Below are 25,900 nucleotides of genomic sequence, written 5' to 3'. Positions count from 1 at the left end.
CGGTAAGCCTGTTCTCGTCGTATGGTCCCGCAATGTCCGTCTCCGACCGCTTACGTCAGTTGCGACCCGATACCGAGACGACTGATCCCCTTGAATCGGACGCGCGCCGCTCGAGCGCCGACCACATCGTCGCCGCGACCGCTCGAGGCGTTCAGGCGGGGTTCGTCGCGACGCTAATTATGACGGCGTTCCGGTTGCCGATCCTCCGGTCGCTCCCACCGTCGGCGAACTTCTGGTCGCAGTACGTTTCCGGCGGTGATCCCGACAATCACCCGCTTGCTGGGCTGATCTTACACTTCGTGTACGGCATTCAGGCGGGCGCACTCTTTGGCGGTCTCTTTGCGTTGCAGGACGCCGAGCGCTCAATCGAAGCCGAACAGCGCGGCCTCGTCTGGGGCTCGGTCTATGGCATGGCGCTGTCGGCGTTTGGCTCGCAAGTCATGCTCAAGGAAGTGCTCGATATCCGCCTCGAGGCGGACGAACTCGCGTTGTTTCACGCGGGCCACCTCGTCTACGGGCTTGCACTCGGCGCGTGGGTCGGCTCCCGGACGGAGGGTGTCGACGATCCCGAGACGGAGTACGAGTACGACGACGGCAACTGACGACTGCGCCGGTTGATTTTTAACAGCACTCGAGTCCAAGTTACCAAGCGTTAACAGCGGTATTACGACCTGCCGATCCCGGTCATAACAACCTGTTTAGGCCGGTAACGATGGAATTGAGGTATGGAACTCGGCGTCGTTGTCGGCGTAGTTGTTATCGGGTTCATCCATGGCGTGTTACCGGACCACGGCTGGCCCATCGCGGCGACGTACGCGCTCAGGCACCAGCGGCGCTTTTTGTACGGGCTGATCGCTGCCCTGATCCTCGGCGTGGGACATCTCATTAGCAGCGTCGTCCTCGTCCTCGCGTACTTCTGGTTCAGCGCGTTCGCCGATTTCGCGGAGGGGCCATGGATGCGCTACATCGCCGGCACGCTGTTGATTCTACTCGGCATTCACGAGTATCGACACGGGGGACACGGGAACGTGGGTCACGGACACGATCACAGCCACGAGGACGACCCCGATCATGGACACGGCCACGGGGACCACGATCACGACGAGGTCCAGTACACGAACGGCGGCACGCAGGCCGCCACCGACGAGATGGCTCGAGTACACGATCAGGAGTACGGCCACAGCCATGACCACGATCACGACCACGGTCACGACGACCACAACAGCCACGGTCACGGCCACGACCACGACGCCAAACCCGACGAGCGCGGCCTCCTTGAGCGACTCCGTTCATATCTCCCCGGCGGCGGCCACCAGCATCTCACCGAAGAACACGCCGAGCGCGGACTCACTGCACTCGGGGTGACCGCGCTGTTGCTCGGGTTCGCCCACGAGGAACCGATCCAGATCCTGGCGATCTGCTTCGGCACCGAGGAGGCCTGCCTCGAGTTGATGCTCATCTACTCACTCGCGGTTATCGTCGCAATCATCATCCCGACGCTGTTGTTGATCGTGGGGTACGAACACCACCGAGAGCGCGTCGAACGGGTGACGCCGTATCTGCCCACGATTACGGCAGTCGTCCTCGTCGGAATGGGGCTGGCGTTTATTAGCGGCCTCATCTGAGTGGCTCTGTCACTGTGTACCGCCCTGCGAGAGGTTGCGAACGTCCTCCTCGAGTCGACCGGCATACTCGAGGCGCAGTTCCTGGGCGTCGGCCTGGGTCACGAACTGGCGGCCGTCGATTCGGCTGGCAATCGGATGGTAGGAGTCGACAGCGAAGCCCATCCGCTCGAGATAATCTGCGACGCCGGTTGCATCGAGTCCGATGTCGATGGCCGTCTCCGTGAGTTGTGCGACGATTTCTGCCCGGGGTAACGCGATTTCAGCGTTCGTGACGTGGCCAATCGTGATGTCGTCGGTGTCTCCAGCCGTCGCCGAGCGCCGTGGGGTGGCGTAGCGCCCGACTCGAACGTGGCCGCGAGCGACCTGCTCGAGGACGCACTCGACGTCGGCTGTCAACCGGAGCAGTTGGCTTGGCAGCGACGTATCCGGGAGGAGCCACTCGAGTGTTGTCGAGTCACTGGATCCGTTAGAGTCGCAGGTTCGATGGAGTGCAATCGGCCACTCGTCAGGCGTGTCGCTGCTGGGGAGCGCCCCAATGCTCTCGACGTACTCGAGCGCTCGCTCGCCTGTCGGAATCCCGTGCTGTGTCCGATAGCTGTGGGCTCGCGCACTGTTTGCGACTCGAGTACCCTGCACGTACGGCGCGGAACTGACCAGCGCCAGCGCGGGCGTTAGCGCGAGGAGCGCGTTCCACTGCTCGAGGACGGCGTCTGCGTGGATCTGAAGGCGTGCACCAGCACTGGCTGGCAGTGAGTCGTCACTCGAGTCGCGCCGACAGCGATACGGGGACCCGCCGTTGATCGGCGTCGCCAGCGGGACGAGTCGACAGTCCAGCGCGGTTGCGGTCTCGCAGGCGGCGACGAGTTCGTCGATGAGCGCTCGTCGACGGTCGTCTGCCGGCGCGAACGGTGTTTCAATCGTCAGCAGAGAGTCGGCGCTGCCACGGCTCATGCTGGCTCGCCCGGCGACATCGACGACTGGGTCAGCCGAGACGAGTTCGCCGTCGCGGTCAACGACCCAGTAGTCGACCTCGAGTCGAATCTCCATACGCGGTGATCGTCATGCCTCCTCGCGTCGCGGACGTGCCATCGCGGCTTCGTCCTCGAACGCCGCGAGCGACTCGCGCATCGCGCGTTCGTCCGCGAGGATCGCCTCGAGTGGAGTCACAATTTCGTCGGCGTAGGCGAGTCGCCCAGCAAGCCGAAGCAACATTTCGTAGCTCCTGATCTCGAAGCGCTCGGACAGCAACGCGGTCTCGAGAACTGTCGATGTCGGCTCGGGGTCCTCGCCATGTCGGTCGGGTCGCCGCGCGTCCGCCAGCCCGTCGACCGTTCGTGAGCGACTCGCTCGAGGGCGACGGCCGAGCGCTGCGAAGACGTCTTCGAGGCGCTCGACGTGCTGTTCGGTTTCCGCTCGATGGTCCGTGAGTGTGCGCTCGAGGTCGTCGCTCGTGGTCTCGTCGGCGAGTTCCGAGAGGAGTTCGATCTGGGTTCGCTCCGCATAGTAGGCGTGCTGTAGCTGATAGCCGAACAGATCCTCAATGGTCTCGATGTTCATAGTGTGGTGAGAGATCGGGTATTGCGTTTCGTGCAGGTGTCTGGACGGGAGGGGCCGGTTTGCTGCCCCGAGTTTCCGGCGAACCGACAGCGATGTGGCTTGTCTCGTGTCTGTGGATCACTGGTACGGGTCGAGCGACGCTCGGTCGGCGTCGTCGATCTGACTCGCAGCCAGAAGGCGGTCGACTGCCTCGCCGTCGGCGAGTGCTTCGAGTTCCGCTTGCACGTCGCAGGCCGCCTCGTAGTTCGGCGCGACCGCCTCCGCGATGGTGTCGCCCGCGTCGTCCTCGAGCGAGCGGGCGAGGCTGATCGCTCGTTCGTAGCGCGTACACTCGAGCGCCTCGAGTTTCAGCATCGTCTCGACGTAGTACAGCGGCCGTACCTCGTCGTTCAGGACGACGTTGTTGAACTTCTCTTTGTCCCCGACGAGCCCGTCCAGTTCAGGGACGGGTCGCGTTTCGGGGGACGTATTCAGTGCGTCGAAGGCCTCCTCGAGACGAGCGCTGCGGTCGTCCGTTTGCGCCCGTCGCTGGTCGATGGCGTACTGTAACTGCTCGCGGCACTCGAGTTCGCGAATCGTATCCAGCGTGTCGATTGCGACGTCGTTCGATATCGTCTCGAGTGCGGTGTCGATTCCCTGCTCGAGCCCGTAGAGACGAGCCAGTTCGCCCTCGAGTGCGTCGTGTGGGGGTGGGTCTCTCGTAGTCATTGGAAAGAACAGCTCGAGGTGCGTTAGAACGACTGTTGCAACCGGGTCGTGTCGGTGTCGTGTGGGCTATCGCCGCGGTCGCTGTATCGCGGTCGTCCCACAGCATCACGCCTGACGCCGTTGAAGATCGCCAACTCGAGGTCGTCCTGGCTCTCGTAGGTTTCGTGGCCGGACGTCTCGAGGACTGTCTGGAGCGGATCGGATTCGTGTGGATAGACGATTTCGACGTCCGCATACCGGTCGATCACGTCCGCGGTCGTCAGTGGAAATGTCGCGTCCTCGAACAGCTGGGTGATCTCCCCGACGGCAAGTGATCGTCGCTCATCGGCAGTGTCGGTGTGATTCATCGTCCCCCTCCTACTGGCATCGACGACATAGTAGTGAAGCCTGCAGGCGACGACCGCCTCGCCCGCGTGCAGTTATTCGCCCAATCACTCACTGTCGAAACACACTTTCAGGCGGAAACAATCGGGTGACCACCCACCTATAGGTAAACTGCCACGCTAGCCTCATCAATGGCTCACATCGACCGACTCACCGTCTATCCCGTCAAGGGACTCGATGGCATCGACTGCGACACCGCATCGATACTCGAGGGTGGCACACTCGAGTCCGACCGAGAGTTCGCCCTGTTCGACGCGGACGGCGACGTGATCAACGGCAAGCGAACGGATCGCGTCCACGACCTCGAGACTGGCTTCGATCCTGAGACGACGACGCTCACTGTCGCACCTCCCGATGGCGACAGCCTCGCGTTCGACCTCGAGTCGGCGGCCGGCCGTGAGCGTGCAGCCGACTGGTTCAGCGACTACTTCGGTCTCGAGGTCACGCTCGAGCGCGACCGCTCGCTCGGCTACGTGGATCGACGCGAGATGGGACCGTCGGTGATCAGCACGGCCACATTGCGCGAAGTCGCCTCCTGGTTCGACGATGCGGACCTCACTGTTGATAGCGTTCGGCGACGAATGCGAGCAAACGTCGAAGTCGGCGGCGTCGAGCCGTTCTGGGAGGACCGCTTCGTCGGTGAGGAGGCACCTGCGTTCGAGGCTGGCGACACCACACTCGAGGGCGTCACGCCCTGCGGACGCTGTGTCGTCCCCCAGCGCGACCCCGAGACGGGCGAGACACTCGAGGGCTTCAGAGCGCGCTTCCTCGAGCGCCGCGAGGCGACGTTTCCCGACTGGGCCGACGAGGACGCGTTCGACCACTACTACACGCTGATGGTCATCATGCGGATTCCGGAGACAGACCGCGGTGGCGCTCTCGCAGTCGGCGATTCGATCACGAGTACAGACGAGTCAGCCTCCTCGAGTGACTTCGACGACGGCCACACGCAGCAAGTGCGGTGACAGAAACGACTACTAACACCAACACCGTAGTGACGCCATGGCTACGCCGCCACTGATCACGCTCTCGGGACCGCCTGCGGCCGGGACGACGACGTGTTCGGAACTGCTCTCGATGGCGTTTGGCTACGAAGTGGTAAACGGTGGTGACATCTTCAGGGACCTCGCCGCCGAGCGCAACCTGTCTGTTGCGGAGTTTACCGCCGTCGCTGAATCCGATCCCGACATCGACCGTGAACTAGATCGTCGACTCGAGGCCGCCATCGACGCTCACCTCACTGGCGAGCGTGAGCCGACCGGCGAGGGGCTGGTCGTCGAATCTCGCCTTTCGGGATGGCACGCCGACGGCCGCGCGACGCTATCAGTCTGGCTCGACGCGCCGCTCGAGGTGCGTGCGGATCGACTCGAGGATCGAGACGAAACGCCCGCGGAACTCCGCGAACGAGAACGAAGCGATGCCGACCGGTATCGAGAGTACTATGATATCGACATCGATGATCTGTCACCCTATGACCTCGTGATCAACACGGGAACGCTCTCGGCGGACGCAACGTTTCAGGCGGTGAAGACGGCTATCGACGACGTCACTGGCGTCGAGCACACGTACCGAGAACTGTAGCCATCTAGTCGGCTGCTCCTGTCTCCCGCTTCGAACACGACAACCGCTACAGCGTTGCCTCGGTGAGTTTGCCGCAGCGTCGCTATCCGCCTCGAGTGCGACGCTGCGTCGGCACCGAGTGGTGTGCTTGCACTCGTTACACCGTTCGACGATGCTTGCACTTTGGACAGTACAGCATGCCGTCCGTGATGAGCACGTAGGACCGACTGCAGTGGCTGCAGACGCTCCCGATCACGACATCCGGGCCGATTTCGCGGGCGATCCCGCATAGCGTGTTGCGAACCAGTCGCTGTTCGCGCTCGAGAGCGGCCAATCGCCGGTCGAGCGTCTCGAGGTCGGCGATAAGTGCCCGCTCACGACGGCCCCGGTGGGGTGGACTCGGTCTGTTCATCGATTGGGATACGCTACCATGGGTGAAAAGCATCGCTCTTCCGTTCAAGCGGCCTGAGAGACGGGTTTCGTGACCAATCAGTTCGACTGCTCGTTCCGTGCCTGCTCGAGTGCGTAGCCCGCGTCGAGGGCCGTCGCGTCGTCAAACCGGGAGCCGACGAACATGCACCCGACTGGCAGACCGTCGACGTCGCCTGCGGGGACGCTGACGGCGGGGTGGCCGGTCCGATTGAACGGCGACGTGTTGCCCGGAATCTCGAGTTCCTCGATGCGCTCGAACTCGGTTCGGTCAGGGTCGCACTCGGGGGCCGTCACGTCGACGGTCGGCATCGCGAGGACGTCGTATTCGGCGAGCACCTCGTCGTACTGTTGTGCGAGTTCGACGACGAGATTCATCCCGGCGGCGTAGTACCGGGAGTGGTACTCAGTTGCCATGTACGCGCCAGTCAACAACGAGAGTTTCAGCGCTGCGGGGAAGTCATCGCCCTGGGCCTGACGGAACTTGCCGAATGATTCGATCCACGAGACGTTGTACCAGGCTTTCCAGCCGTGGCCGACGCCTTGCCCCGAGAGCGCGGCGACCAGCCCCTCGTTCGTACAGACCGAGTGCAGCGCCGAGGCGTCGGCGTGCAGCGGCACCGACACGTCATCGACAGTCGCCCCGCGTTCCTCGAGCAAGTCGAGTGAATCGAGGACCGCATCCTCGACGGCTGGATCGCCCGCTGGCTTGCCGAATCCTTCCTCGAGGACGCCAATCGAGAGGTCGCTCGTCTCGCCGGTCAGGTGCTCCTCGTACTGTTCGACGGGAACCGGCTCCGGCCGCCGGAGATCACGCTCGTTGCTGCCTGCAATCACCGAGAGCGTCCGAGCGACGGTTTCGACGTCGGTTGCCATCGGGCCGGGATGGTCAATCATGTGCTCGAGGCCGACACAGCCCGTGTACGGCACGAGCCCGTGGGTCGGCTTGTGCCCGACGATGCCACAGAGCGCCGCCGGAATGCGGACGCTGCCGCCCTGATCGGAGCCAATCGCCATGTCCACCTCGTCTTCGACCACAGCGACCGCGCTGCCGCCGCTCGAGCCGCCAGCCAGATGGTCCTCGTCGTGTGGGTTCGTGATCGTCCCGAAGGCGCTGTGGCCGGTGCGCGTGAGCGCCATATCGTCCATGTTCGTTTTGCCGACGACATCCGCGCCGGCCTCGAGCAGGCGGCTCACGACCGTCGCGTCGACGTCAGGGACGTAGCCCTCGATGACGTGTGAACCACAGGTCATCTCGACGCCCGCAACGCAGATGTTGTCCTTGATGGCGACGTCCCACCCCTCGAGGTCGCCGCCGTCGTCGCCGCGCACGTCACAGCGGGAGACCCACAGTTGGTGTGGGTTGTCGGCGTCATCTGGTCTGGTGCCGGCCGACCGCATTCGCGGCTCAGTACCGCCGAGGCGCGGGTTCGGCTGGTACGACCGGACGGTTTCGTAGTCCTCGTGACTCTCGACGATCTGCTCTCGAAAGAACTCGCTTTCGTCGTCTGTCAACTCGAGAAACAGCTCCGAACCCAGGTCCTGCAACTCGTCCGCTGTTGGCGGTCGGATCGGCATACGTTCGTCTCACCGGCAACAGGGAAATGATTTCGTTCAGTGATTGCGGATCATCATCGCCTCGAGAATGTCTGGTCGCTCTCGTCTGCCGCCGCCGGCAACAGTCTGTCTTAGCCTGACTTTGCGATACCGTACCCGAACGCGATGGGACCGCCGAGAAACACTGCGAGGACGACCAGACTGACTCCGAGGGACGTCTCGTACCAGATGGTTGGCCCGACAATGAGTGTGACTGGGAGAAGTGCCCACACGACAGCGCGGTGCCAGCCGTGTCGGGCTGCGACAGTCCCGACGACCATCGCGAGAACGGCAGCCAACGCGCCGAACTGCGGCACTCCCAGTTCGGCGTGAACGACCTGCGACGCGTGGAACTCAAGCGGTGCCTCGGCGGTCCACCATCCGATTGGCAGCCCGTGAATCCACTCGTAGGTGAATACCGCGACACCAGCCCCGATGGCGAACAGGCCCAGTACCGGTGCCAGAAGCGCCCGTCGAACGGTTAGCGGCGCAACTGCTCGGTGGCGCACCGCGAACACGCCCCAGGTGACGAGTAACGCCCCGCCAATCGCACTGACGTATACGACGAACGGATGCGTCGGCTCGAGGGAGTGACTGTACCCCGGAATCCACTCGGCGGGTGCGAGCGGATACATGACGGGCCGCGCCAGGGGATACACCAACAGCAGTGCCAGTCCCACGATTGCCACCAGCACGCCGCCGACTCGAGCAACGGTCGGCTCGAGCCGCTGTGAATCCGGGCGATGGTCAGTGATGGTTAGACGTGGTAACCAATCATGATGGCTTTTTTGAATTACCGATTCTGGCAACTGTAGAGCGAAGACGCGGCTAGTCGACTAACTACCGCTGAAAACGAAATTTCGCCGGTTGACTGCCGATCAGGTGATTACGCCGGACTCGAGTCCGTATTCGGTTTCGACTTCGATTTTCCACCGCGAACGAGCGAGAGCAGTCCCTGTGCGACCAGCGCGATCACGGCCCACTTCCAGGCGAGGACGGCGATGCCGAGAAAGACGAGCATACGCAGGTGCTTGCCACGGTCGAACGACCGTTTCGCTTCCTTGAGCACTGAGACGACCGCTAGCGAGCGCGTTGCACTCGAGCCGATGAGCTTTTTGAGCATACCTGTCCTTGTAACGGCGACGGGATAACGTCGGACCCGGAGCGCGCAAGGCGGCCGACAACACTGAAACCCGCTATTCTGGGTCGAACCCGCCGACGAGATACTCGAGGGCGAACAGCGCGAGCGCCCCGAGGAGCATCCAGCCGGCGGTTATCACGGCTGTTTCAGTGGTCCAGACGGGCGTGCTGGCGGTGTGTTCGCTGATGTTGTGCAACGGCGCGGGCGTCGAGCCGGCGATGAGGCTGACGAGGAAGATCAGGGTCAACTCGCGCTGGCGAGCCATCGCAGCGCGGACGACGCGAGCAATCGTAAAGAGGCCGACGAGGCCGCCGGCGACGAAGATGACGACGGTCGTTCCGGGGTCGACGAGTGCGGCGACCTCGCCACCCCGTGGAAGCCCGCCGAGCGCGCTGACGAACGCACTCAACTGGTCAGAGAGGTAGACGTACTGGCCGAACAGGATTAGGATGAGCGCCCCCGAAATGCCGGGGAGGATCATCGCGCTGATCGCGATTGCGCCCGCGACAAAGATGACGGCCGGGCCGCTGCCCGGCAGCGAGACGATATCCGCGGCGACGAGCAACGCCAGTCCGCCGCCGACCGCTGCGACCGCGACGTGACGCCACGAGGCGAACTCGAGGCTCTTGCCGAGTGCAATCGCCGAGGCGGCGATCAGACCGGCGAAGAAGCCGAACATCGGGTAGGGGTTCGACTCCGCGAGTGAGGAGACGACGCCGGCGATGAGCACGACGGCGGTAACCATTCCGACCCCGAGCGGAAGGAGGAACTGCAGATCCATCTCGAGGAGTGCCTCGCGGGCCTCCTCGCGTCGGTCGGACCGATAGCCCGAGAGGACGGTCGCGGCCCGGCGCGGCGTCAGCGCCGTAATCGCGGCGAGCAGTTGGCCGTAGAAGCCAAGCAGGAGGGCAACGGTGCCGCCGGAGACGCCGGGGAGGGCGTCTGCTGTGCCCATACAGAGCCCGTAGCCGTACGACCGGAGGAGTTCGAGACGGTTCACGACGAGGTCGACGCGTTCATACCCCATCTGTGTGCTCCGAGGCCCCGACGGGTTCGTCCTGGCTGTGACGCAGTCGGCTCCATCGCCTCGAGCCCGCCGCTCGAGGATCGCGCTGTCGCTGCATGTCTCTCACCGCAACCTCGAGCGGCATAAATGTGCGAGACCTGCCTCAGTGTCTGGTTCCTCGCGGCGACATGGTGCTGTGCTAGCATGCAGTTCTCGAGCGGGATGGGGCGGGGGATTTTTCTCGCTCCGGTTTGATACCTCCGCGAGAAGCAATGGACCTCGAGTCGATCCCGGGCGTGGGCGAAAAGACCGCACGGGCGCTGTCGGACCTCGATGACCCCGAGCAGGCGCTGCGCGCGGGCGACGTGGCGACGATTGCGACCGCACCCGGGATCAGCCAGGGCCGAGCCGCCCGCATCGCTCGCGGTGCAATTCGGGACGAACACGACGACCCCGGCGGGTTTCTCGCCACCAGTCGCGCACGAGAGATCTATCGCGAGGTCCTCGGCCTGCTCAAAGACCGCACTGTCACGAACTACGCCGCGGCTCGCCTCGAGACGATCTATCCGAGCCCCTGTCGCTCGCGCATCGAGGAGGTTCGCGAGTTCGCCTGCGACGCCCTCGAGCGCGACCCAGATCCCGACGTACTCGAGGCGCTCGACGGAGTCGAACCGCTTCGAGAATCGGGCGATGTCCGCGTCCGCGAGCGCTGTCTGGCGACGATGGACGCCGAACGCTACAGCGAGGCTCGCGAGGCAATCCCGGAACTCTCGGTCGAGGTCGTCGAAGACGCGCAGGGACTTGCTGAACTCGCTCGGGGCTACTCGACGGTGATCGCACTCGACGAGTCCTTCACCGGCGTCACCATCGACGGGGACGTGCAGGTCCGACCCGACGCCCTCGAGACCCCCGCCGAAGTCGTCCCCGAGCGCCCGCTCGCCTTCTTCGCGCGCAACCGGAACCGACTCCGGGCCGCGATTGCGGTTCATCGCGTCGCCGACCTCGAGACCGACTGCGATCTGGATGCTCTCGAGGACGGCCTCTCTCGACTCGAGGACGACGGGACTGTCGCGGGCGACGAGGAGTTAGATCGGCTGACGACAGCGGTCGACGACCTCGACGTGGCCGCGGGCGCAGCCGAAAGCGTCGCGAACGACCACCTACGCGAGGCGATCCGCGAGGAGGACGTGACCATCGAGGGCGCGGACCTGCTCTCGCTGGTCGAACGCGGTGCTGGCGTCGATTCGCTCCTCTCTCGAGAATTGGCCGACGAGTACGCAGCAGCCGTCGAGGCAGCCCGCGAGCACCTGATCGACGCACTGGATCTCGACACCGGCGAGGCAGAAATCGCCCGGCGCGCGTTCAGCGACGAGCCGACGTTTCCGGTCGAGCGCGACGAGGACGCCGTCTCCCGACTGCGGGAGGAACTCACCGCCGCCAAAGAACGCCGCGCCGGACGGCTCAAACGCGATCTCGCAGCCGATCTGGCTGACCAGCGTGCAGACGCTCGCGACCTCGTCCACGCCGCCCTCGAGTTGGACGTCGAACTCGCGATTGCCCGGTTCGCGGACGAATTCGAGTGCGAGTTGCCCACTTTCGTCTGGGACGCTGCGGAGACGGCCGGGACGGCTACCGGCTTTACCATCGAGGGCGGGTGCTCACCGTTACTTCCGGAACCGCTCGAGGAGATCGATCCCGTCGACTACGAGGTCTCGGGCGTTGCCTTGCTCTCGGGCGTCAACAGCGGTGGGAAGACCTCGCTGCTCGACCTCGTCGCGAGCGTCGTCGTCCTCGCCCACATGGGGCTGCCAGTCCCCGCCGAGGACGCCGAACTACGGCGATTCGACGACCTGCACTATCACGCGAAAACACAGGGTACGCTCGATGCGGGCGCGTTCGAGTCCACAGTCCGGGAGTTCGCCGACCTCGCCCAGGGTGGCGAGGGCTCGCTCGTCCTCGTGGACGAACTCGAGAGCATCACCGAACCCGGTGCGTCGGCGAAGATCATCGCAGGCATCCTCGAGGCGCTCGCAGAAAACGACGCGACGGCGGTGTTCGTCTCGCACCTGGCCGACGAGATTCGCGAGATGGCGAACTACGAGGTAACCGTCGACGGCATCGAAGCGGTGGGGCTGGTTGAGGGGGAACTCGAGGTCAATCGCTCGCCGGTCAAAGATCACCTCGCCCGGTCGACGCCGGAGCTGATCGTCGAGAAGTTGGCGACCGAAGCGGGTACCGACGCAGGGGAGGCAACTCGCACGAACGGCGGCGAACCCGCAGCCGATGCGCAGGCGGAACCGCTATTTTACGACCGGCTGCTCGAGAAGTTCGACTGATCGCGTCGCGAAATTCGCAGTCGCCTACGAGATTGGCTCGAACCGATGCAACACTGCGGTTCGGTTATCGTCCCACTCGAGGTCGTGCGTTCGTTCGATTCGGCGCTTGTACGACTCGAGGTCGGACGAGCCCTCCGCGCGGGCGTCTTCATCAGTTAACTCGCCGAGTCGTTCCTCGCGGACCTCGACGACTTTGAACGTCGTCCCCTCGATATCGAACGTATCGCCCTCGGAAGCGTGTGCGTCGCCCCGGTGGAGTTGTGTGACTTCGCCCTCGAGAGCGGCGGTGCGGAGTCGCTCGGCCGGCAGCAAGTCGCTGGCGTCGATTGTTCCCATACATCCATTTCCGGCCGCTGATTGGTAACGGTGGCGGTTCAGTTAACAACCTGCTGACTGTCAGCCTCGGATCCACGACGGAGATACTCGAGGCCGGGACAGCCATCGGCGTACCAGAGCACGATTACAAGGGCGAAGAGCACGCCCTCGAATGCGAGGAACGTCGTCGAATCGGTCAGTGGCGTGACGACCGTTTCGACGAGCGCCGGCGGCTCGAACCACCGCTCGCTGAAGCCGAACGTAAAGTGTGGAAGGACCGGCCAGAACAGGAATTCGGTGCCGAAGGGATAGCCAAGCAGCGCTCGCAGCGGGATGTCGGCGGCCACGTGCGACAGGTGGGCGATAACGAACGCGGTCGCCGTTTCGGTCCACCCGCGAGCGAACCCGATGGCGTAGACGACGACAATCAGCGAAGCGGCGAAAAACAGCGAGTGCGCGAGGTCGCGCCCGGTCGGAAAAACATTGAGTACCCAGAGTGGCTTGTCGATCAAATCGGCGAACTGCGAGCCGACGAGCACGGCAAGCGCGGGTCCCGATCCCGGCGCTCGGCGGAATCGTCCGTGTGCGTACAGCGAGTACAGCAGGTAGGCAACACCGACGTGCCCTGGCGGTAACACACTCGAGGAAACGTCGACAGCCGGCAAATCGGTGCGGTGGATTCTCACCCGCTGCAACGCCGCCGTCAAGCGACTGCTACGCGAACCGCACACTCGCACTGCCGTCGAGCGACCGTGTGACCGCACACGCGCCGTATACCCGGCCGACGCACGCAAGTGTCACGCCTACGCCCCGAGCGGCCGAAACTGAACGTATGCCATACCGATTCGTCTGTTCAGACGATCACTGTGCGTTTCTGGTCCACTCGAGTAGCACGGACGAGGTCGAACGACTCGTGCGCGCCCATGTCCGCATGGCCCACGGCGGCCGGATCGATCCGGCCGACCTCGAGCGCGGCATCGAACATATCGAACCCGCCTGACCGGTGTCGAGTTGCGCGTCGACGCCTTACTTCGGGAACGACTCCGGCAGCGGCGCTGGCTGGGAACAGCCGTGCTCGAGCGTGACGTGTTCCTCTTGCTCGGCGGCCGTCCGAAGCCCGGCCATGATCTCGAGGCCGTGGAGCGCGCGCTGGCCGCTGGTGCGGTGGCTCCAGTCGTCGTCTCGAACCGCTCGCGCGAGGTCGGCGACGCCCGCGCCGCGGCCAGCGGTGTAGTCGTGGGTGTGCTCGAGCGTTTCGAACGGCTCACGACCGCTGTTTCGCACCCGAACCTCGCCATCGAAGTTGTTCGGATCGGGAACCTGCAGCGTGCCCTCGGTGCCGTAGATTTCGAATAGCGGGAACGGCCCGGAGGAGCCACCCGTTGCGTCGAAACTGAACTGGAGGTTCGCAATCGCGCCGTTCTCGAAGGTGACGACGCCGGCCTCGTGGGTCGGCACCTCGACGTCGATGGTCTCGCCGGCGCGGTCGCCACTGCCAATCGTTCGTTCGTCGAAGGCCTGCCCGACAGCACCCGTGACGGTCGTGGCCGATCCCAGCAGCGTGATGAGCGCACCGACGTAGTACGGCCCCATATCGAACAGCGGGCCGCCACCCTCCTGATAGTACAGATCCGGGTTCGGGTGCCAGACCTCGTGGCCGCCGGTCATCCAGTGGGCCGTCGCCCCGATTGGCCGACCGATGTGGCCCGCCTCGAGTGCCGCGCGTGCGGACTGGACCCCAGCGCCAAGCACCGTATCCGGCGCGGAGCCGACCAGCTTGTCGGTTTCTGTGGCGGCCTCGAGAATCCGCTCGGCGTCCGCGACGGTCGTCGCGAGTGGCTTCTCGGTGTAGACGTGATTGCCGGCCTCGAGTGCGTCGACGAGCACGTCGGCGTGGACGCTCGGCGGCGTCAGATTGATTATAATGTCGATCTCGGGGTCTGCAACGAGGTCGTCAGTAGGGCGGGCCTCGAGGCCGTGTTCGTCGGCTTTCCGTTCGGCGAGGTCCTGTTGAAGATCGCCACAGGCGACGATTTCGTAGTCCTCGAAGCGGTCTTTCGCGGCGAAGTAGGCGTCGGCGATGTTGCCACAGCCGACGACGGCGGCATTGAGAGTCATGCGCTCGCGTTTCCGTTCGGTGCGGTAAAGCCTCTCGATCTGAACACCAAGGTATCAATAGTGAAGACAGTAATTCTGACCGATCACAACTGATCGGCGTGTCAATCGTCGAGACGAATCGTAGCGGCGACTTGAGTCAGCGTCGCCCCCCATAGAAACGCGACTGCGAAGTGAGCGAGGAACGCATACTGGCCCACTGGCAGGAGTACCCAGGCCAGGATATACACCGAACCGAGAGTCATCAGGAGGGCGAGTACTTGCTGTCCCCCAGATAATCGGCCAATCTGGATACGAGAGAACACCACGTGTACGATCACACCGAGGACCAATCCTCCCGTAACAGTGACGACGAGCACGTCGGGTGAGACGACTGTCCGAGCGTCGCTCGGGACGAGAAACAGCGCGGATACAGCGGCGACGAAAAACACCTCTCGCCAGATGCGTGAGCCCTCTTCCTCATCAGTCGCGGAAATTGCATTCTCTGTCATTATTATCTACTTGATACAAGTAGTAATATCGCCAGTGAAAGGGCTACGACGGAAATTGCCGACTCTGACTCATCAATTAATCCATTCATATCTATGGTGCCAATCATATATTTTCAACCAGAAAGTGTATATTGGCTGTATAAATTGCCTTCGATACTGAATGTATTTATTTGAAAGTAATAGCTGAGTAAGCTCGAAATCGATCCTAATCTGATTAATTATATAATAATAGCTCCAACAGTAGATGTAACCAGGGATGAGAATTACGTCGGCTATATCCCTATGCCGACTCCGTGAGCGGAGTCACGGTGATATCCGAGCCCCCGATCTCGAGTTCGCTACGAACAACTAAGTAGCTTCGAGAGCGTGGTGAAAGTGATGGGTGACGATCCCGAGGGCGGGATGTTGTCGTGGGACGAATCCGTGTTTAGAGACGAGCACGTCTTCGAGATCGACTACATCCCCGAGACGTTCAAACACCGCGACAGTCAGATGCAGAGTCTGACCTACGCGCTTCGCCCGGCAGTCCGGGGCTCGAGGCCGCTGAACGTCATGGTCCGCGGGCCACCCGGCACCGGAAAGACGACCTCGTTACAGAAATTGTTCGACGAGGTCGGAGCCCAGACCAGCGACGTGCGGACGATCCGGGTCAACTGCCAGGTCAACGCCACGCGCTACTCGGTGTTCTCGAGGCTGTTCGAAGGAACGTTCGACTACGAGCCGCCCTCGTCCGGAATCTCCTTTAAGAAATTGTTCGGCCAGATCGCCGAGAAACTCGTCGAGGAGGACAAGGTACTCGTCGTCGCCTTAGACGACGTGAACTACCTCTTTTACGAAAACGAAGCCTCCGATACGCTGTACTCGCTGCTTCGCGCCCACGAGGAACACCCCGGCGCGAAAATCGGCGTCATCGTCGTCTCCTCCGATCCCGCACTCGACGTGATCGACGAACTCGACTCCCGGGTTCAGAGCGTGTTCCGGCCCGAAGACGTCTACTTCCCGGTCTACGACCAGCCCGAAATCGTCGGCATCCTCGAGGAACGCGTGACTCGGGGCTTTCACGACGGCGTCATCTCACGCGAGACGCTCGAGTACGTCGCGACACTCACCGCCGAAAGCGGCGACCTGCGCGTGGGAATCGACCTCTTGCGCCGGGCGGGACTCAACGCCGAAATGCGCGCGAGTCGGACGGTTGAGCGCCAAGATGTCGAGGAGGCTTACGAGAAATCCAAGTACATCAACCTCTCGCGTAGCCTCTCAGGTCTGGCCGACACCGAGGAAGCACTGCTCGAGGTGATCGCACACCACGACGGCAAGCAAGCCGGCGATATTTACGAGGCGTTCCACGACCAGACTGACCTCGGCTACACCAGATACTCCGAAATCGTCAACAAACTCGACCAGTTGGGGCTGATCGACGCCGAATACGCCGAGGTCGACGGCCGCGGGCGCTCACGGTCGCTGACGCTTTCCTACGAGAAAGACGCCATTCTCGAGCGCCTCGAGTAACCCCGCTCACAGGCACTGCAATCTTCAGGCTTATCTCTCGAGAAATCAAAGGACGTACCGTGTCTCCCGACGAAACCGACCAGATAGATTCGACCAAGCTGGCCATGGGGATCGCGTTCGGGCCGCTGTTGGGACTGAGTATTGGGCTCGCCATGGATAATATCGGAATGGGGCTTCCGATTGGGATGGCGCTGGGTCTGGCTCTCGGTATCGCGTGGGGCCTAACGTAAGAGAGCCACTGCGTGAACTGGTACAGTACTCCCAGACTCTCATTGAGAGACGCAGGGCACTAAGACACCATTCTGAGCAGGTGACAGACAGACGAAACTCTCGAGCGCCTCGGGTGCCTAACGGTCGGGTGGACTCGAGTCACGAGTCACACGCAGTCCGTCGCCAGCATTCGCCGGCTCAAATTGGCACAAGCGATTCCGTTCAACGGCCGATGGAACGCCACGACGTCTATCAGTCAGTCCAGTCTGAGGCGGCGCTTGCAAGCGAAGCTGAGGGTGGCTACGTCCCGGGAACCCCTGCCGCATCGAACGTCGTAATGTCGGCGGCGGCGAGGGCGTACAGGACGACGAGGACGGCAATCCACGCGACGAGCGTGATGCCGGCGGCGTCGATCCAGCCCCCGGGATAGCGGCGCTTGATGACCGCGAGGTACGCGAGCAAGACGAGTGCGGGGCCGAGGAGTGGAATCCAGCCGAACAGAAAGCCAACGACGCTCCAGACAATTGCACCGATGAGCGCGGTGAAGAAAGCGTACGTGTAGTCGCTCACGTCGGCGATGACGACTGCACCGATGTGGATCCCAAGCCCACCGATCAGAAAGCTAGCGACGAAGACGACGAAACTGTTGAGCATACGTAGCCATCTCTCGGCTGGCAAAAAATACCTCGCGTCCAGGTTGCATCTACCGGTGCGGTGGCGCGTTCGTTCTCACTCAGTGTTTCAGGCCTGATCGACCTGCTCGCGATAGTCTTCGATTGTCTCGATTGCCGACTCGACTTTTCGCTCGGTGTTTCCCTCCGCCTGCTGGCTCACCTGTCGAAGCGTGTTGAGTCGCTCGTCGAGCATCGCGTGGTCCGGCTTCGTGTCGCCCATGGCGTAATCGGCGAACGCGTCAGTCGTCTCCCGGATATCGTCGCGAACGTCGTCGTCCGCCGATTTCGCGGCTTCCTCGAGGTCGTCTCGAGCCTGTTGCAGGTGTGCTGTCATGGTCGAACGCATCACGAGGCGACCCATAACGGTTGGGCGGGCATTGTCTACGTTCGCCCATATAGGTCTGATTGCGGTGTCGTTTACTGACCTGTTCTCGAGTCTGTACTATCCAATATCACCACGAAAGCCCCTGCCACTCTCGAGTCGGGCGACTCGCTGCGCTCCTCACTCCGTTGCGGTGCTTACGTCGTCGTCCTTCCTCGAGAGTGCCAGCCCCTTTCAGTCCCACCCTGCAGTGGCTCGACCGGCCAGCCGACACGGGTGGGACTGAAAGGGGCTGCCGTGGTCGATCCATCCCGGACGATGTAAGCACCGCAACGGAGTGAGGAGCGCAGCGAGACCCGGATGGTTGAGCACGGCAGGGGCTTTCGTGGTATTGGCAGGTTCCAATGCAGACCGGCCAACTTCTCCACAGCCACTCTCGAGTAATGCGAGCGCGTCAAGTGTCTCGAGCCCCTGACCTCGATAATGAGCGATTCCGATTCTCGAGGCCCGCTGCAGCCGGATCGTCCCGATGCTGCCCAGCCGTTCGCGGTCGATGCGCCCTTCGAGCCGGCGGGCGATCAGCCCGAGGCTATCGAGCAGTTAGCCGACGGGTTCCAGCAGGGGATGGACACCCAGACGCTGCTCGGTGTCACCGGATCGGGAAAGACCAACACCGTCTCGTGGATGCTCGAGGAGGTCCAGAAGCCGACGCTCGTCATCGCCCACAACAAGACGCTCGCGGCGCAGTTGTACGAGGAGTTCCGAAACCTGTTTCCGAACAACGCCGTCGAGTACTTCGTCTCGTATTACGACTACTACCAGCCCGAGGCCTACGTCGAACAGAGCGACACCTACATCGACAAAGACGCCTCGATCAACGACGAAATCGACCGCCTACGCCACTCCGCGACCCGTTCACTCCTGACGCGCGAGGACGTGATCGTGGTCGCCTCCGTCTCCGCAATCTACGGCCTCGGTGACCCGCGAAACTACATCGACATGTCGCTGCGACTTGAGGTCGGCGAAGAAATCGGTCGGGACGAGTTGCTCGCACAACTCGTGGATCTGAACTACGAGCGCAATGACGTCGACTTCACGCAGGGCACGTTTCGCGTCCGGGGCGACACAATCGAGATCTATCCGATGTACGGCCGCTACGCCGTCCGCGTCGAACTCTGGGGCGACGAAATCGACCGCATGGTCAAAGTCGACCCGCTCGAGGGGAAAACCCAGGGCGACCAGCAGGCAGTCTTGATCCACCCCGCAGAGCACTACTCGATTCCCGAAACGAAACTCGAGCGGGCGATGGACGAGATTCGCACCGATCTCGACAGCCGAATTTCGTACTTCGAGCGGGCAGGCGACATGATCGCCGCCCAGCGCATCGACGAGCGGACGACGTTCGATCTCGAGATGATGCAAGAGACGGGCTACTGTTCCGGGATCGAGAACTACTCGCTGTACCTCTCGGATCGCGAGTCCGGCGAGGCGCCCTACACCTTGCTGGATTACTTCCCCGACGACTTCCTGACCGTCGTCGACGAGTCCCACCAGACGCTCCCCCAGGTTCGGGGCCAGTACGCCGGCGATAAGTCACGCAAGGACTCGCTGGTCGAGAACGGCTTTCGCCTGCCGACGGCCTACGACAACCGGCCGCTCACGTTCGAGGAGTTCCAGGAAAAGACCGACCAGACGCTGTATGTCTCGGCGACGCCGAGCGACTACGAACGTGACGAGAGCGACCAGATCGTCGAACAGATCGTTCGACCCACACACCTCGTCGACCCCGAAATCGAGGTGTCAGAGGCCACCGGCCAGATCGACGACCTGATGAATCGAATCGACGAGCGCATCGAGCGCGACGAACGGACGCTCGTGACGACGCTCACCAAGCGCATGGCCGAAGACCTCACGGAGTATCTCGAGGAGGCGGGCGTCAACGTCGAGTACATGCACGACGAGACGGACACGCTCGAGCGCCACGAGATCATCCGCTCGCTCCGCCTCGGGGAAATCGACGTGCTCGTCGGGATCAACCTCCTCCGGGAAGGACTCGACATTCCCGAAGTCTCGCTCGTCGGCATTCTCGACGCCGACCAAGAGGGCTTCCTGCGCAGTGAGACGACGCTCGTCCAGACGATGGGGCGGGCGGCCCGCAACGTCAACGGCGAGGTCGTCCTCTACGCTGACGCCCCCTCGAGCGCGATGGAGTCGGCCATCGAGGAGACACAACGTCGCCGCAAGATTCAGCGCGAGTACAACGCAGAACACGGCTTCGAGCCGACGACCATCGAAAAGGAGGTCGGCGAGACCAACCTCCCCGGCTCCACCACCGAAACCACGCAGGTCTCCGGTCGCGAACTCGAGGACGACGAGGAAGCCGCCCGCTACATCGCCGAACTCGAGGACCGCATGGAGGAGGCCGCGAGCAACCTCGAGTTCGAGTTGGCCGCAGATATTCGGGATCGGATCCGCGAGGTCCGCGAGGAGTTCGAACTCGCTGGTGACGAGGATGAGGGCGTGGTTCCGCCTACTGAGGAGTTTTAGCTCACAGCACCATATTATAACTACTACTGCAGTAAATATTTATACACTATTCTGTGTAGTAACAGTACTGTGTCACAGGGGGAGTTCATGCACGTCCTTCAGAGTCGTGCTCAGACTGTCGAATCGGACGGTGAATTCACCGATGCTGCGGCGTCGTTTTTTGCACTTGGGATGTACCGGTTCGCCTCGGAAATGTACCGCAATACTCGGACGTACCGCGATGGTGTCGGCAGTCTGCTCCGCTCGATTGAACTGGATGATCGCGCGGGAAACGAGCAGCGAGCGACCCGCACGGCGGGGTTCGTCCGCGAGCGGTGTCGCTCGATCATTTCGGAGGGAACCTGCGCCATCGTCCGCGGACTCGGCTGTGAGTGGCTCGCCGACGCACTGCTCATGACCAACAACGCCGACGCTCGAGTGCACTACCAGCGGGCATCGAACCTGTTCTCGCGACTGGAGTTCGAGACGCAACTCCATTGGGGGAATCGGTCAGCGTACGAAACCGCGACACGCGCACTCGAGCGATTTTTCGAGCGCCGAGAAATCGACTACTACGATTCTCACGCTATCGATTTCGCCGGGCGTATCGACTGGAAACTCACGATGTGTGCTGACGTGCTCGAGTGACGCCACGACGCCACGTACTAGTCGCGAACGTCGTAACCGCGCTCGCGGAGCAAGTCGGGCACGCGGTCGCGATGATCGCCTTGCAGTTCGATTCGGTTGTCGCCAACCGTGCCGCCGGTACCAAGCGAACTTTTGAGTTCGGAGGCGGTTGATTTGAGCTCCGATTTTGACAGGTCAAAGCCCTCGATGATCGTCACCGGCTTGTCGTAGCGTCGGCTCTCGGTTCGGATGGACAGGACCTGCTGGGAGGTCTCGAGGTCGCCCTGGCTGTCGAGTTCATCGAGCAAGTCGTCGAGGTCGTCGTCGTTTGACACGTGCTAGCATTAGATTGGACACGTCGATAGGGCTGTCCTTGCACTCGCCGGGCGTTCGTCCGCGTGGGCTGGCGGTCGCGCATCGGCGATTACGACTCGAGATCGAACTCGAGCGTGTCGCCGACGTGGACCTCGTGGTCGACGGTCCAGTCGTAGACGGTCTCGAGGACGTACTCGCCGTGGCCGACGTAGACCTGATGGCTGCCCTCCTCGCGTTCTCTGGGCGCGGGCGCGTGGTGGATGCCGGTGATCGTCCCATCCGAATCGGCGTAGATGATGTCGATACCGAAGTCCATGTCTCGCATGACGAACTGGCGCTGGTCGTCCTCGTCGTAGACGAACAGCATGCCGCGGTCGTCGGGCAAGTCCTCAGTCTCGCTCAGCCCGCGGACCAGTTCCTCGTCGGTTTCGGCTATCGCCGCCGTCACTGACTCGAGGTCGTCGCCGTCGGCCGACACGGCCTGCACCTCGGTCGTGTCGTACTCGGCGTGTAGATCGTCATCGCTTTCGGTGTCGTCACCGCTGTTGTCGGCATCGTCGCTCGTCCCGTTCGACTCGTTCGTGTCATCCACCGCCCCCTCAGTGTTCGCATCACCGATGGACTCGTCGCTCGAGTCGTCCAGATTCGAACAGCCGGCGAGCGCAACGGTTCCAGCGAGACCGAGAACGTGTCGTCGAGACCGCATTTTTGCCATACCGATCACTGCATTGATCGGAAATAAATCAGTTCTGCAGGCAAACCGAGAGTGTCACGATACCCGTTACGTTCACAATCGTAACTTGATCGTCTCGGCTGTCTTCTCGCCGATACCGGAAACGCTCTGGAGATTCTCGAGGGCGTCGTTGGACACGATAAAAACAGGCGCACCTATCGTGTGGTTGAATGTACAGTGACGCTCAGTGGCCACTAGAGTTAGTGGTCGAATTTCCCGACCGTTTTCGGGTGAGTTCGACGGTGCCGACTGAGAGAACGGAGAGCCAGAGCGCACAGGCAGCGAGACCGACGGTCGTTGCGACGGCCCAGTGGATGGCGAGCGGGGCGAGAACAAGCAGCGGCAAGCCGGGCAGGATCATTACGACCGTCAGTACGTTACCGAGGACGGCTGGGCCGATGCCGACGAACACAACCAGTGCCCAGACCGTACAGAGCACAATGAAGGCAAAAAAGACGACGAGGGCGTCGGTATCCGGCTGGAAGATACGCTGTCGGTACGGTAGGTCTTCCGATGGAACGGATCGATTCTGTCCAAGAAATGCGAGAGGGGCTGCGACGGCGGCCGAACCGACGACCGACCCGGCGAGTCCGAGCAGGATCAATCCGGCACTCGGTTCAACTGTTGGCGGGAGTTGTTCCGTCGTTAGGTTTCGGTTGACAAACCAGACTGCCGGGAAGAGAACCATGAAAAAGGGGACGATCATCGCACGGGCAAACTCCTTCATATAGACGAGGATACACTACGGGAACACATATGTGTTGTCTATCCTATCGTTTCGCCAATGGCCGTTCGAGAAGGCCCTACAATCGCGACTTGATCGTCTCGGCTGTCTTCTCGCCGATACCGGACACGCTCTGGAGATCCTCGAGTGTGGCCTCGCGGACGTTCTCGACGCTGCCGAACCGACCCAGTAGTTGGGAGCGGGTTTCGGGGCCGATACCGGGAACGTCGTCGAGGACGGTTTTCACGTCGTCGCGAATCGTCTGGTGGTACTGGACCGCGAAGCGGTGGGACTCGTCGCGCACGCGCTGGAGCAGATGGAGATGCGGCGCGTCGGACGGCCACGCAAACTCCCGATGGGACGTGATCACGCGCTCTTCGGCTTTTGCCAGCGCGACGGCGGGCACGTCCCACCCAACCGCCGCGAGTGCGTCTCGAGCGGCCTCGAGTTGGCCCGCCCCGCCGTCGATCAACAGAAGGTCGGGGTCGGGTCGGTCGTCACGCCCCTCGACGGCCCGGCTGGCACGCCACTCGAGGAGTGCGCGCATGTTGTCGTAGTCGTCGTTCTGATCTGTTAACTTCTTCCGGCGGTAGTCGGCGGTTTCGGCGCTGCCGTCGACGAAGGTGACGTTGCTGCCGACCGCGGATTTTCCCTGGGCGTGGCTTACGTCGAAGCCCTCGATCCGCCGGGCGGCATCGATTTTGAGGGCGTCTGCGAGCATCCCGCACTCGTCGCGACGGCCCACGTTTCGCCGGGCGTTCTTGAGCGCGAGTTCGACGAGTTTGGCCTCGCGACCGGCACCCGGCACGCGGACCGAGACGCCTTCGGCCTCGAGCCACGCCGCCACTTCGTCGTCGCCGTGGCGTTCGGGCAGGAGCAGAGCGTCGGGCAACTGGCGCTCGGCGTAGTACTGGACGATGAAGGCGGCGAGAACAGCCGGCACGCCGCTCGCATGCGCTGGCGTTGACTCCTCGCTCGCGTCCTCCTGGGGTGCCTCGAGCGTGTGTTGCTCGCGATCCACGAGTTTGCCGCTCTCGGCTCGCAGGCGGGCAACGGTCGCGTCCTCGCCTTCGATGGCGACGCCGAGGACGTCGACGGCGCGCTCGTCGCCGACCGACTGGACCGCCTCGCCGCCCTCGCCGTGGAACGCCTCGACGGTCTCGAGGCGGTCCCGAAGATTGGCGGCGCGCTCGAAGTTCTGGTTCTCAGCGGCCGCTTCCATGTCGCGGCGCAACGGATCGGCGAGAATTCCCGTCTCGCCCTCGAGAAATCGCTCGACGGCCGTCACGTCCTCCGCGTAGCTCTCGAGGTCGATCTCGCGGGTACAGGGAGCCGTACAGAGCCCCATCTCGTAGTCGAGACAGGGCCGGTCGCGACCCGAGTACTTGTGGTCCGAACAGCCCCGCACGCCGTAGGTTTCCCGCAGCGCCTTCACGACAGTCTCGACCTGTCCTTTGTTCGTGTACGGGCCGAAGACGGTCGCGGACTCAGCTGGGTCGCGCGTACTCTCGATCCGCGGGGCCTCGTGGCTCGTCAGTTGCACCATCGGGTAGGACTTGTCGTCCTTGAGCCGGACGTTGTAGCGTGGCTGATGGCGCTTGATCAGGTTCGCCTCGAGCAAGAGCGCCTGCGTCTCGGTGTCTGTGACCGCGATTTCAATCGTTTCGGCGCGCTCGACCATGCGGCGGATGCGCGCGCTTCGCGGGTCGGCGTAGGAGCCGACTCGACTCCGCAGGTCGACAGCTTTCCCGACGTACAGCGTCGTCTCACCCTCTTGAAACTGGTAGACGCCGGGCTCTCGCGGCAACGAACTGGCTCGGTCGCGAACCCCGTCGGCATTCATCGGCGGGCCTAGGGCGTGCGCGAAGTTTAGCCTGACTCCTTGCCTCTCCGCTCGCCCGGACCGATCCCATCTGTGCGCTCCGCCCGCGGGTTGCGCTCAGTCGCGTCCGTGTCGGGTCGGCCCTCGAGACCGTCCGGTTGTTCCTCGAGCAGTGCGTGGTGCTCGTCGCCCGGCTGAATCGCACTATTGAGGGCGGTCACACGCCCGTTTTCGATATCGATATCGGCGACGGGGAAGGTGATGTCGTCGTCACCGTAAACGGTGAGCCGGACGGCTCGAGACCGCGAGCGAGCGTAGCGCGCACAGAAGAACAACCCGCCACAGAGTGCGAGCGCGCCGAGTGCGAGAAGGCCGAGTTCGAACGCCGAAAGCAGCGTTTCTGCCGCCCCAAAGGCGCTGTCGAGTGCGGATGGCAAGCCCGTCGTCTCGCTGCCGCCATCGCTCATTGACTCCGCGGCCGACCGGAGACCGAGGTCGACCGACGCGGCGAGTGCGCTGACGGCGAGCAAGAGCGCCCCGAGCAGGCCGGGCACGAGCGCATGACCGAGATGCCGTGGCTCGCCACCGACGTCGACGACGACGCGGCCGACGTTCGGGCGGTCGATGTGGCGATACGCCGGGCCGTCGCCGTCGGTAAACACGAGCACTCGATGGTTCGTGACGACCGCCATCGCGTGGGCGAACTCGAGACGATGGCGCTCGCGTTCGCCATCGTACAGCAGTTCGTCGACGTGACTGGTCCAGGCCATGCTCGGTCCTGCTGTGTGGCTCACCGCCGACACCCAAGTACGTCTGGGTCGGTTTTCGCAGGGAGAGACGCAAAGCCGCCGCTCGGTACATTCTCGGTGCTCGAGGGCAAAGAAGTGGCTATGAGTGAGTCGACGCAGCAGTGCTGGCTCGTCGAGCGGGAGTTCGGGGCGCGCAATATCGTGACGATCATCTACGCAACGCCGGATGGCTCGCGCTACCAACAGCGCGAGCGCTCGTCGACTTCGTTGCGAACCGGATCGCCGGTCACCGCCGCAGTCGAGGTTACAGCGAGCGACCTTGAGGACGTGACGGACGAGGAAACCCGCGAGCGGTACGCGACGGAAGCACAGCGGACCGCCGAGCAGTACGATCCCGACGACTCGATCTAGGGGAGTCTCGGGCTT

At 63.0% G+C, this 25,900-nt stretch carries 31 protein-coding genes; 11 read left to right on the top strand and 20 right to left on the bottom strand.

Annotated features, from left to right (window positions below; translation table 11 throughout):
• Positions 1 to 32: 32 nt before the first annotated feature.
• On the top strand, positions 33 to 602 hold the full coding sequence (locus B2G88_RS13140) for a DUF6789 family protein (protein WP_054863866.1): 570 nt from the start codon (positions 33 to 35) through the stop codon (positions 600 to 602).
• Between the two features lie 123 nt (positions 603 to 725).
• The gene (locus B2G88_RS13135; protein ID WP_087715026.1) at positions 726 to 1,625 is read left to right on the top strand and encodes an ABC transporter permease; all 900 of its coding nucleotides are present in this window, start codon (positions 726 to 728) and stop codon (positions 1,623 to 1,625) included.
• Positions 1,626 to 1,634: 9 nt separating this feature from the next.
• Here B2G88_RS13135 and B2G88_RS13130 read toward each other — a convergent pair whose 3' ends face one another.
• The 4 genes from B2G88_RS13130 to B2G88_RS13115 form a co-directional block, all read right to left on the bottom strand.
• The gene (locus B2G88_RS13130; protein ID WP_054863868.1) at positions 1,635 to 2,672 is read right to left on the bottom strand and encodes a hypothetical protein; all 1,038 of its coding nucleotides are present in this window, start codon (positions 2,670 to 2,672) and stop codon (positions 1,635 to 1,637) included.
• A gap of 12 nt (positions 2,673 to 2,684) precedes the next feature.
• Entirely contained in the window at positions 2,685 to 3,182 is a 498-nt protein-coding gene (locus tag B2G88_RS13125) for a YciE/YciF ferroxidase family protein (RefSeq protein ID WP_054863869.1), read from the bottom strand.
• Between the two features lie 117 nt (positions 3,183 to 3,299).
• The gene (locus tag B2G88_RS13120; RefSeq protein ID WP_054863878.1) at positions 3,300 to 3,890 is read right to left on the bottom strand and encodes a DUF892 family protein; all 591 of its coding nucleotides are present in this window, start codon (positions 3,888 to 3,890) and stop codon (positions 3,300 to 3,302) included.
• 23 nt (positions 3,891 to 3,913) lie between these two features.
• Positions 3,914 to 4,237: a DUF5789 family protein gene (locus B2G88_RS13115; protein ID WP_087715025.1), complete on the bottom strand. Its 324-nt coding sequence runs from the start codon at positions 4,235 to 4,237 to the stop codon at positions 3,914 to 3,916.
• Between the two features lie 168 nt (positions 4,238 to 4,405).
• Here B2G88_RS13115 and B2G88_RS13110 point away from each other — a divergent pair, with 168 nt between their 5' ends.
• Positions 4,406 to 5,239, top strand: a complete 834-nt coding sequence (locus B2G88_RS13110) for an MOSC domain-containing protein (RefSeq protein WP_054863870.1) — start codon at positions 4,406 to 4,408, stop codon at positions 5,237 to 5,239.
• A 37-nt stretch (positions 5,240 to 5,276) separates the two neighbouring features.
• The gene (gene cmk / locus B2G88_RS13105) at positions 5,277 to 5,855 is read left to right on the top strand and encodes a (d)CMP kinase (protein WP_087715024.1); all 579 of its coding nucleotides are present in this window, start codon (positions 5,277 to 5,279) and stop codon (positions 5,853 to 5,855) included.
• 136 nt (positions 5,856 to 5,991) lie between these two features.
• Here cmk and B2G88_RS13100 read toward each other — a convergent pair whose 3' ends face one another.
• From B2G88_RS13100 to B2G88_RS13080, 5 genes are all read right to left on the bottom strand, one after another.
• The gene (locus tag B2G88_RS13100; RefSeq protein ID WP_087715358.1) at positions 5,992 to 6,246 is read right to left on the bottom strand and encodes a hypothetical protein; all 255 of its coding nucleotides are present in this window, start codon (positions 6,244 to 6,246) and stop codon (positions 5,992 to 5,994) included.
• A gap of 77 nt (positions 6,247 to 6,323) precedes the next feature.
• Positions 6,324 to 7,841, bottom strand: a complete 1,518-nt coding sequence (locus tag B2G88_RS13095) for an amidase (RefSeq protein WP_087715023.1) — start codon at positions 7,839 to 7,841, stop codon at positions 6,324 to 6,326.
• A gap of 110 nt (positions 7,842 to 7,951) precedes the next feature.
• Positions 7,952 to 8,539 (bottom strand): hypothetical protein, encoded by a 588-nt coding sequence (locus B2G88_RS13090; protein WP_140408871.1) that lies wholly within the window; start codon positions 8,537 to 8,539, stop codon positions 7,952 to 7,954.
• A gap of 206 nt (positions 8,540 to 8,745) precedes the next feature.
• A complete protein-coding gene (locus B2G88_RS13085; RefSeq protein ID WP_054863873.1) occupies positions 8,746 to 8,982 on the bottom strand; it encodes a hypothetical protein in 237 nt (78 codons plus the stop codon).
• A 73-nt stretch (positions 8,983 to 9,055) separates the two neighbouring features.
• On the bottom strand, positions 9,056 to 10,027 hold the full coding sequence (locus B2G88_RS13080; RefSeq protein WP_087715021.1) for a DUF368 domain-containing protein: 972 nt from the start codon (positions 10,025 to 10,027) through the stop codon (positions 9,056 to 9,058).
• 251 nt (positions 10,028 to 10,278) lie between these two features.
• Between B2G88_RS13080 and B2G88_RS13075 the strand changes: the two genes are divergently transcribed.
• Entirely contained in the window at positions 10,279 to 12,342 is a 2,064-nt protein-coding gene (locus B2G88_RS13075) for a MutS-related protein (RefSeq protein ID WP_087715020.1), read from the top strand.
• A 24-nt stretch (positions 12,343 to 12,366) separates the two neighbouring features.
• On the opposite strand, the gene B2G88_RS13070 is transcribed toward B2G88_RS13075, so the two are convergent.
• Both B2G88_RS13070 and B2G88_RS13065 read right to left on the bottom strand, forming a co-directional pair.
• On the bottom strand, positions 12,367 to 12,678 hold the full coding sequence (locus tag B2G88_RS13070) for an ASCH domain-containing protein (RefSeq protein WP_054863874.1): 312 nt from the start codon (positions 12,676 to 12,678) through the stop codon (positions 12,367 to 12,369).
• A 38-nt stretch (positions 12,679 to 12,716) separates the two neighbouring features.
• Positions 12,717 to 13,295: a metal-dependent hydrolase gene (locus B2G88_RS13065; RefSeq protein ID WP_087715357.1), complete on the bottom strand. Its 579-nt coding sequence runs from the start codon at positions 13,293 to 13,295 to the stop codon at positions 12,717 to 12,719.
• A 194-nt stretch (positions 13,296 to 13,489) separates the two neighbouring features.
• Between B2G88_RS13065 and B2G88_RS13060 the strand changes: the two genes are divergently transcribed.
• Complete coding sequence (locus B2G88_RS13060; protein ID WP_087715019.1) at positions 13,490 to 13,657, top strand: DUF1059 domain-containing protein; 168 nt, start codon at positions 13,490 to 13,492, stop codon at positions 13,655 to 13,657.
• 26 nt (positions 13,658 to 13,683) lie between these two features.
• On the opposite strand, the gene B2G88_RS13055 is transcribed toward B2G88_RS13060, so the two are convergent.
• Together B2G88_RS13055 and B2G88_RS13050 are read right to left on the bottom strand one after the other, a co-directional pair.
• Positions 13,684 to 14,775 (bottom strand): Gfo/Idh/MocA family protein, encoded by a 1,092-nt coding sequence (locus B2G88_RS13055; RefSeq protein ID WP_087715018.1) that lies wholly within the window; start codon positions 14,773 to 14,775, stop codon positions 13,684 to 13,686.
• Positions 14,776 to 14,876: 101 nt separating this feature from the next.
• Positions 14,877 to 15,263, bottom strand: a complete 387-nt coding sequence (locus tag B2G88_RS13050; RefSeq protein WP_054864115.1) for a hypothetical protein — start codon at positions 15,261 to 15,263, stop codon at positions 14,877 to 14,879.
• 378 nt (positions 15,264 to 15,641) lie between these two features.
• On the opposite strand from B2G88_RS13050, the gene B2G88_RS13045 reads away from it, so the two are divergent.
• Together B2G88_RS13045 and B2G88_RS19620 are read left to right on the top strand one after the other, a co-directional pair.
• Positions 15,642 to 16,772 (top strand): ORC1-type DNA replication protein, encoded by a 1,131-nt coding sequence (locus tag B2G88_RS13045; RefSeq protein WP_087715017.1) that lies wholly within the window; start codon positions 15,642 to 15,644, stop codon positions 16,770 to 16,772.
• Positions 16,773 to 16,831: 59 nt separating this feature from the next.
• Positions 16,832 to 17,002 (top strand): hypothetical protein, encoded by a 171-nt coding sequence (locus tag B2G88_RS19620; RefSeq protein WP_176393239.1) that lies wholly within the window; start codon positions 16,832 to 16,834, stop codon positions 17,000 to 17,002.
• A gap of 280 nt (positions 17,003 to 17,282) precedes the next feature.
• Here B2G88_RS19620 and B2G88_RS13040 read toward each other — a convergent pair whose 3' ends face one another.
• Positions 17,283 to 17,636, bottom strand: a complete 354-nt coding sequence (locus B2G88_RS13040; protein ID WP_054864116.1) for a hypothetical protein — start codon at positions 17,634 to 17,636, stop codon at positions 17,283 to 17,285.
• A gap of 87 nt (positions 17,637 to 17,723) precedes the next feature.
• On the bottom strand, positions 17,724 to 17,990 hold the full coding sequence (locus tag B2G88_RS13035; RefSeq protein WP_054864120.1) for a DUF7553 family protein: 267 nt from the start codon (positions 17,988 to 17,990) through the stop codon (positions 17,724 to 17,726).
• Between the two features lie 471 nt (positions 17,991 to 18,461).
• Between B2G88_RS13035 and uvrB the strand changes: the two genes are divergently transcribed.
• Together uvrB and B2G88_RS13025 are read left to right on the top strand one after the other, a co-directional pair.
• Positions 18,462 to 20,525, top strand: coding sequence for an excinuclease ABC subunit UvrB (gene uvrB / locus B2G88_RS13030; protein ID WP_087715016.1), 2,064 nt, complete (start codon positions 18,462 to 18,464; stop codon positions 20,523 to 20,525).
• 69 nt (positions 20,526 to 20,594) lie between these two features.
• Complete coding sequence (locus B2G88_RS13025; RefSeq protein WP_140408870.1) at positions 20,595 to 21,152, top strand: hypothetical protein; 558 nt, start codon at positions 20,595 to 20,597, stop codon at positions 21,150 to 21,152.
• A gap of 17 nt (positions 21,153 to 21,169) precedes the next feature.
• Here the strand turns inward: B2G88_RS13025 and B2G88_RS13020 are convergent, their stop codons facing one another.
• The 5 genes from B2G88_RS13020 to B2G88_RS13000 all read right to left on the bottom strand — a co-directional run bounded on the left by B2G88_RS13020 (position 21,170) and on the right by B2G88_RS13000 (position 25,495).
• On the bottom strand, positions 21,170 to 21,466 hold the full coding sequence (locus B2G88_RS13020; RefSeq protein WP_054864118.1) for an SUI1 family translation initiation factor: 297 nt from the start codon (positions 21,464 to 21,466) through the stop codon (positions 21,170 to 21,172).
• 89 nt (positions 21,467 to 21,555) lie between these two features.
• A complete protein-coding gene (locus B2G88_RS13015; protein ID WP_054864119.1) occupies positions 21,556 to 22,161 on the bottom strand; it encodes a DUF192 domain-containing protein in 606 nt (201 codons plus the stop codon).
• A 202-nt stretch (positions 22,162 to 22,363) separates the two neighbouring features.
• Positions 22,364 to 22,906 (bottom strand): hypothetical protein, encoded by a 543-nt coding sequence (locus B2G88_RS13010; RefSeq protein ID WP_087715015.1) that lies wholly within the window; start codon positions 22,904 to 22,906, stop codon positions 22,364 to 22,366.
• A 76-nt stretch (positions 22,907 to 22,982) separates the two neighbouring features.
• A complete protein-coding gene (locus tag B2G88_RS13005) occupies positions 22,983 to 24,746 on the bottom strand; it encodes an excinuclease ABC subunit C (protein WP_087715014.1) in 1,764 nt (587 codons plus the stop codon).
• Between the two features lie 26 nt (positions 24,747 to 24,772).
• Positions 24,773 to 25,495: a hypothetical protein gene (locus B2G88_RS13000; RefSeq protein WP_087715013.1), complete on the bottom strand. Its 723-nt coding sequence runs from the start codon at positions 25,493 to 25,495 to the stop codon at positions 24,773 to 24,775.
• Between the two features lie 120 nt (positions 25,496 to 25,615).
• Between B2G88_RS13000 and B2G88_RS12995 the strand changes: the two genes are divergently transcribed.
• Positions 25,616 to 25,885 (top strand): hypothetical protein, encoded by a 270-nt coding sequence (locus tag B2G88_RS12995; protein WP_054863710.1) that lies wholly within the window; start codon positions 25,616 to 25,618, stop codon positions 25,883 to 25,885.
• The last annotated feature ends 15 nt before the right edge of the window (positions 25,886 to 25,900 follow it).

Source organism: Natronolimnobius baerhuensis, assembly GCF_002177135.1.
Taxonomy (GTDB): Archaea; Halobacteriota; Halobacteria; order Halobacteriales; family Natrialbaceae; genus Natronolimnobius; species Natronolimnobius baerhuensis.
This window is presented reverse-complemented; position numbering and strand designations above follow the sequence as displayed.

Excerpts from the sequence above, each read along its gene's own strand:
- B2G88_RS13000 (WP_087715013.1), bottom strand. The coding sequence starts at position 25,495 with ATGGCCTGGACCAGTCACGTCGACGAACTGCTGTACGATGGCGAACGC.
- B2G88_RS13005 (WP_087715014.1), bottom strand. The coding sequence starts at position 24,746 with ATGAATGCCGACGGGGTTCGCGACCGAGCCAGTTCGTTGCCGCGAGAG.
- B2G88_RS13050 (WP_054864115.1), bottom strand. The coding sequence starts at position 15,263 with ATGACAGAGAATGCAATTTCCGCGACTGATGAGGAAGAGGGCTCACGC.
- B2G88_RS13070 (WP_054863874.1), bottom strand. The coding sequence starts at position 12,678 with ATGGGAACAATCGACGCCAGCGACTTGCTGCCGGCCGAGCGACTCCGC.
- B2G88_RS13100 (WP_087715358.1), bottom strand. The coding sequence starts at position 6,246 with ATGAACAGACCGAGTCCACCCCACCGGGGCCGTCGTGAGCGGGCACTT.
- B2G88_RS13125 (WP_054863869.1), bottom strand. The coding sequence starts at position 3,182 with ATGAACATCGAGACCATTGAGGATCTGTTCGGCTATCAGCTACAGCAC.
- B2G88_RS13055 (WP_087715018.1), bottom strand. The coding sequence starts at position 14,775 with ATGACTCTCAATGCCGCCGTCGTCGGCTGTGGCAACATCGCCGACGCC.
- B2G88_RS13095 (WP_087715023.1), bottom strand. The coding sequence starts at position 7,841 with ATGCCGATCCGACCGCCAACAGCGGACGAGTTGCAGGACCTGGGTTCG.
- cmk (WP_087715024.1), top strand. The coding sequence starts at position 5,277 with ATGGCTACGCCGCCACTGATCACGCTCTCGGGACCGCCTGCGGCCGGG.
- B2G88_RS13135 (WP_087715026.1), top strand. The coding sequence starts at position 726 with ATGGAACTCGGCGTCGTTGTCGGCGTAGTTGTTATCGGGTTCATCCAT.
- B2G88_RS13060 (WP_087715019.1), top strand. The coding sequence starts at position 13,490 with ATGCCATACCGATTCGTCTGTTCAGACGATCACTGTGCGTTTCTGGTC.
- B2G88_RS13120 (WP_054863878.1), bottom strand. The coding sequence starts at position 3,890 with ATGACTACGAGAGACCCACCCCCACACGACGCACTCGAGGGCGAACTG.
- B2G88_RS13140 (WP_054863866.1), top strand. The coding sequence starts at position 33 with ATGTCCGTCTCCGACCGCTTACGTCAGTTGCGACCCGATACCGAGACG.
- B2G88_RS13080 (WP_087715021.1), bottom strand. The coding sequence starts at position 10,027 with ATGGGGTATGAACGCGTCGACCTCGTCGTGAACCGTCTCGAACTCCTC.
- B2G88_RS13035 (WP_054864120.1), bottom strand. The coding sequence starts at position 17,990 with ATGACAGCACACCTGCAACAGGCTCGAGACGACCTCGAGGAAGCCGCG.
- B2G88_RS13015 (WP_054864119.1), bottom strand. The coding sequence starts at position 22,161 with ATGGCAAAAATGCGGTCTCGACGACACGTTCTCGGTCTCGCTGGAACC.
- B2G88_RS13085 (WP_054863873.1), bottom strand. The coding sequence starts at position 8,982 with ATGCTCAAAAAGCTCATCGGCTCGAGTGCAACGCGCTCGCTAGCGGTC.
- B2G88_RS13075 (WP_087715020.1), top strand. The coding sequence starts at position 10,279 with ATGGACCTCGAGTCGATCCCGGGCGTGGGCGAAAAGACCGCACGGGCG.
- B2G88_RS13110 (WP_054863870.1), top strand. The coding sequence starts at position 4,406 with ATGGCTCACATCGACCGACTCACCGTCTATCCCGTCAAGGGACTCGAT.
- B2G88_RS13115 (WP_087715025.1), bottom strand. The coding sequence starts at position 4,237 with ATGAATCACACCGACACTGCCGATGAGCGACGATCACTTGCCGTCGGG.
- B2G88_RS13010 (WP_087715015.1), bottom strand. The coding sequence starts at position 22,906 with ATGAAGGAGTTTGCCCGTGCGATGATCGTCCCCTTTTTCATGGTTCTC.
- B2G88_RS12995 (WP_054863710.1), top strand. The coding sequence starts at position 25,616 with ATGAGTGAGTCGACGCAGCAGTGCTGGCTCGTCGAGCGGGAGTTCGGG.
- B2G88_RS13040 (WP_054864116.1), bottom strand. The coding sequence starts at position 17,636 with ATGCTCAACAGTTTCGTCGTCTTCGTCGCTAGCTTTCTGATCGGTGGG.
- uvrB (WP_087715016.1), top strand. The coding sequence starts at position 18,462 with ATGAGCGATTCCGATTCTCGAGGCCCGCTGCAGCCGGATCGTCCCGAT.
- B2G88_RS13130 (WP_054863868.1), bottom strand. The coding sequence starts at position 2,672 with ATGGAGATTCGACTCGAGGTCGACTACTGGGTCGTTGACCGCGACGGC.
- B2G88_RS13045 (WP_087715017.1), top strand. The coding sequence starts at position 15,642 with ATGGGTGACGATCCCGAGGGCGGGATGTTGTCGTGGGACGAATCCGTG.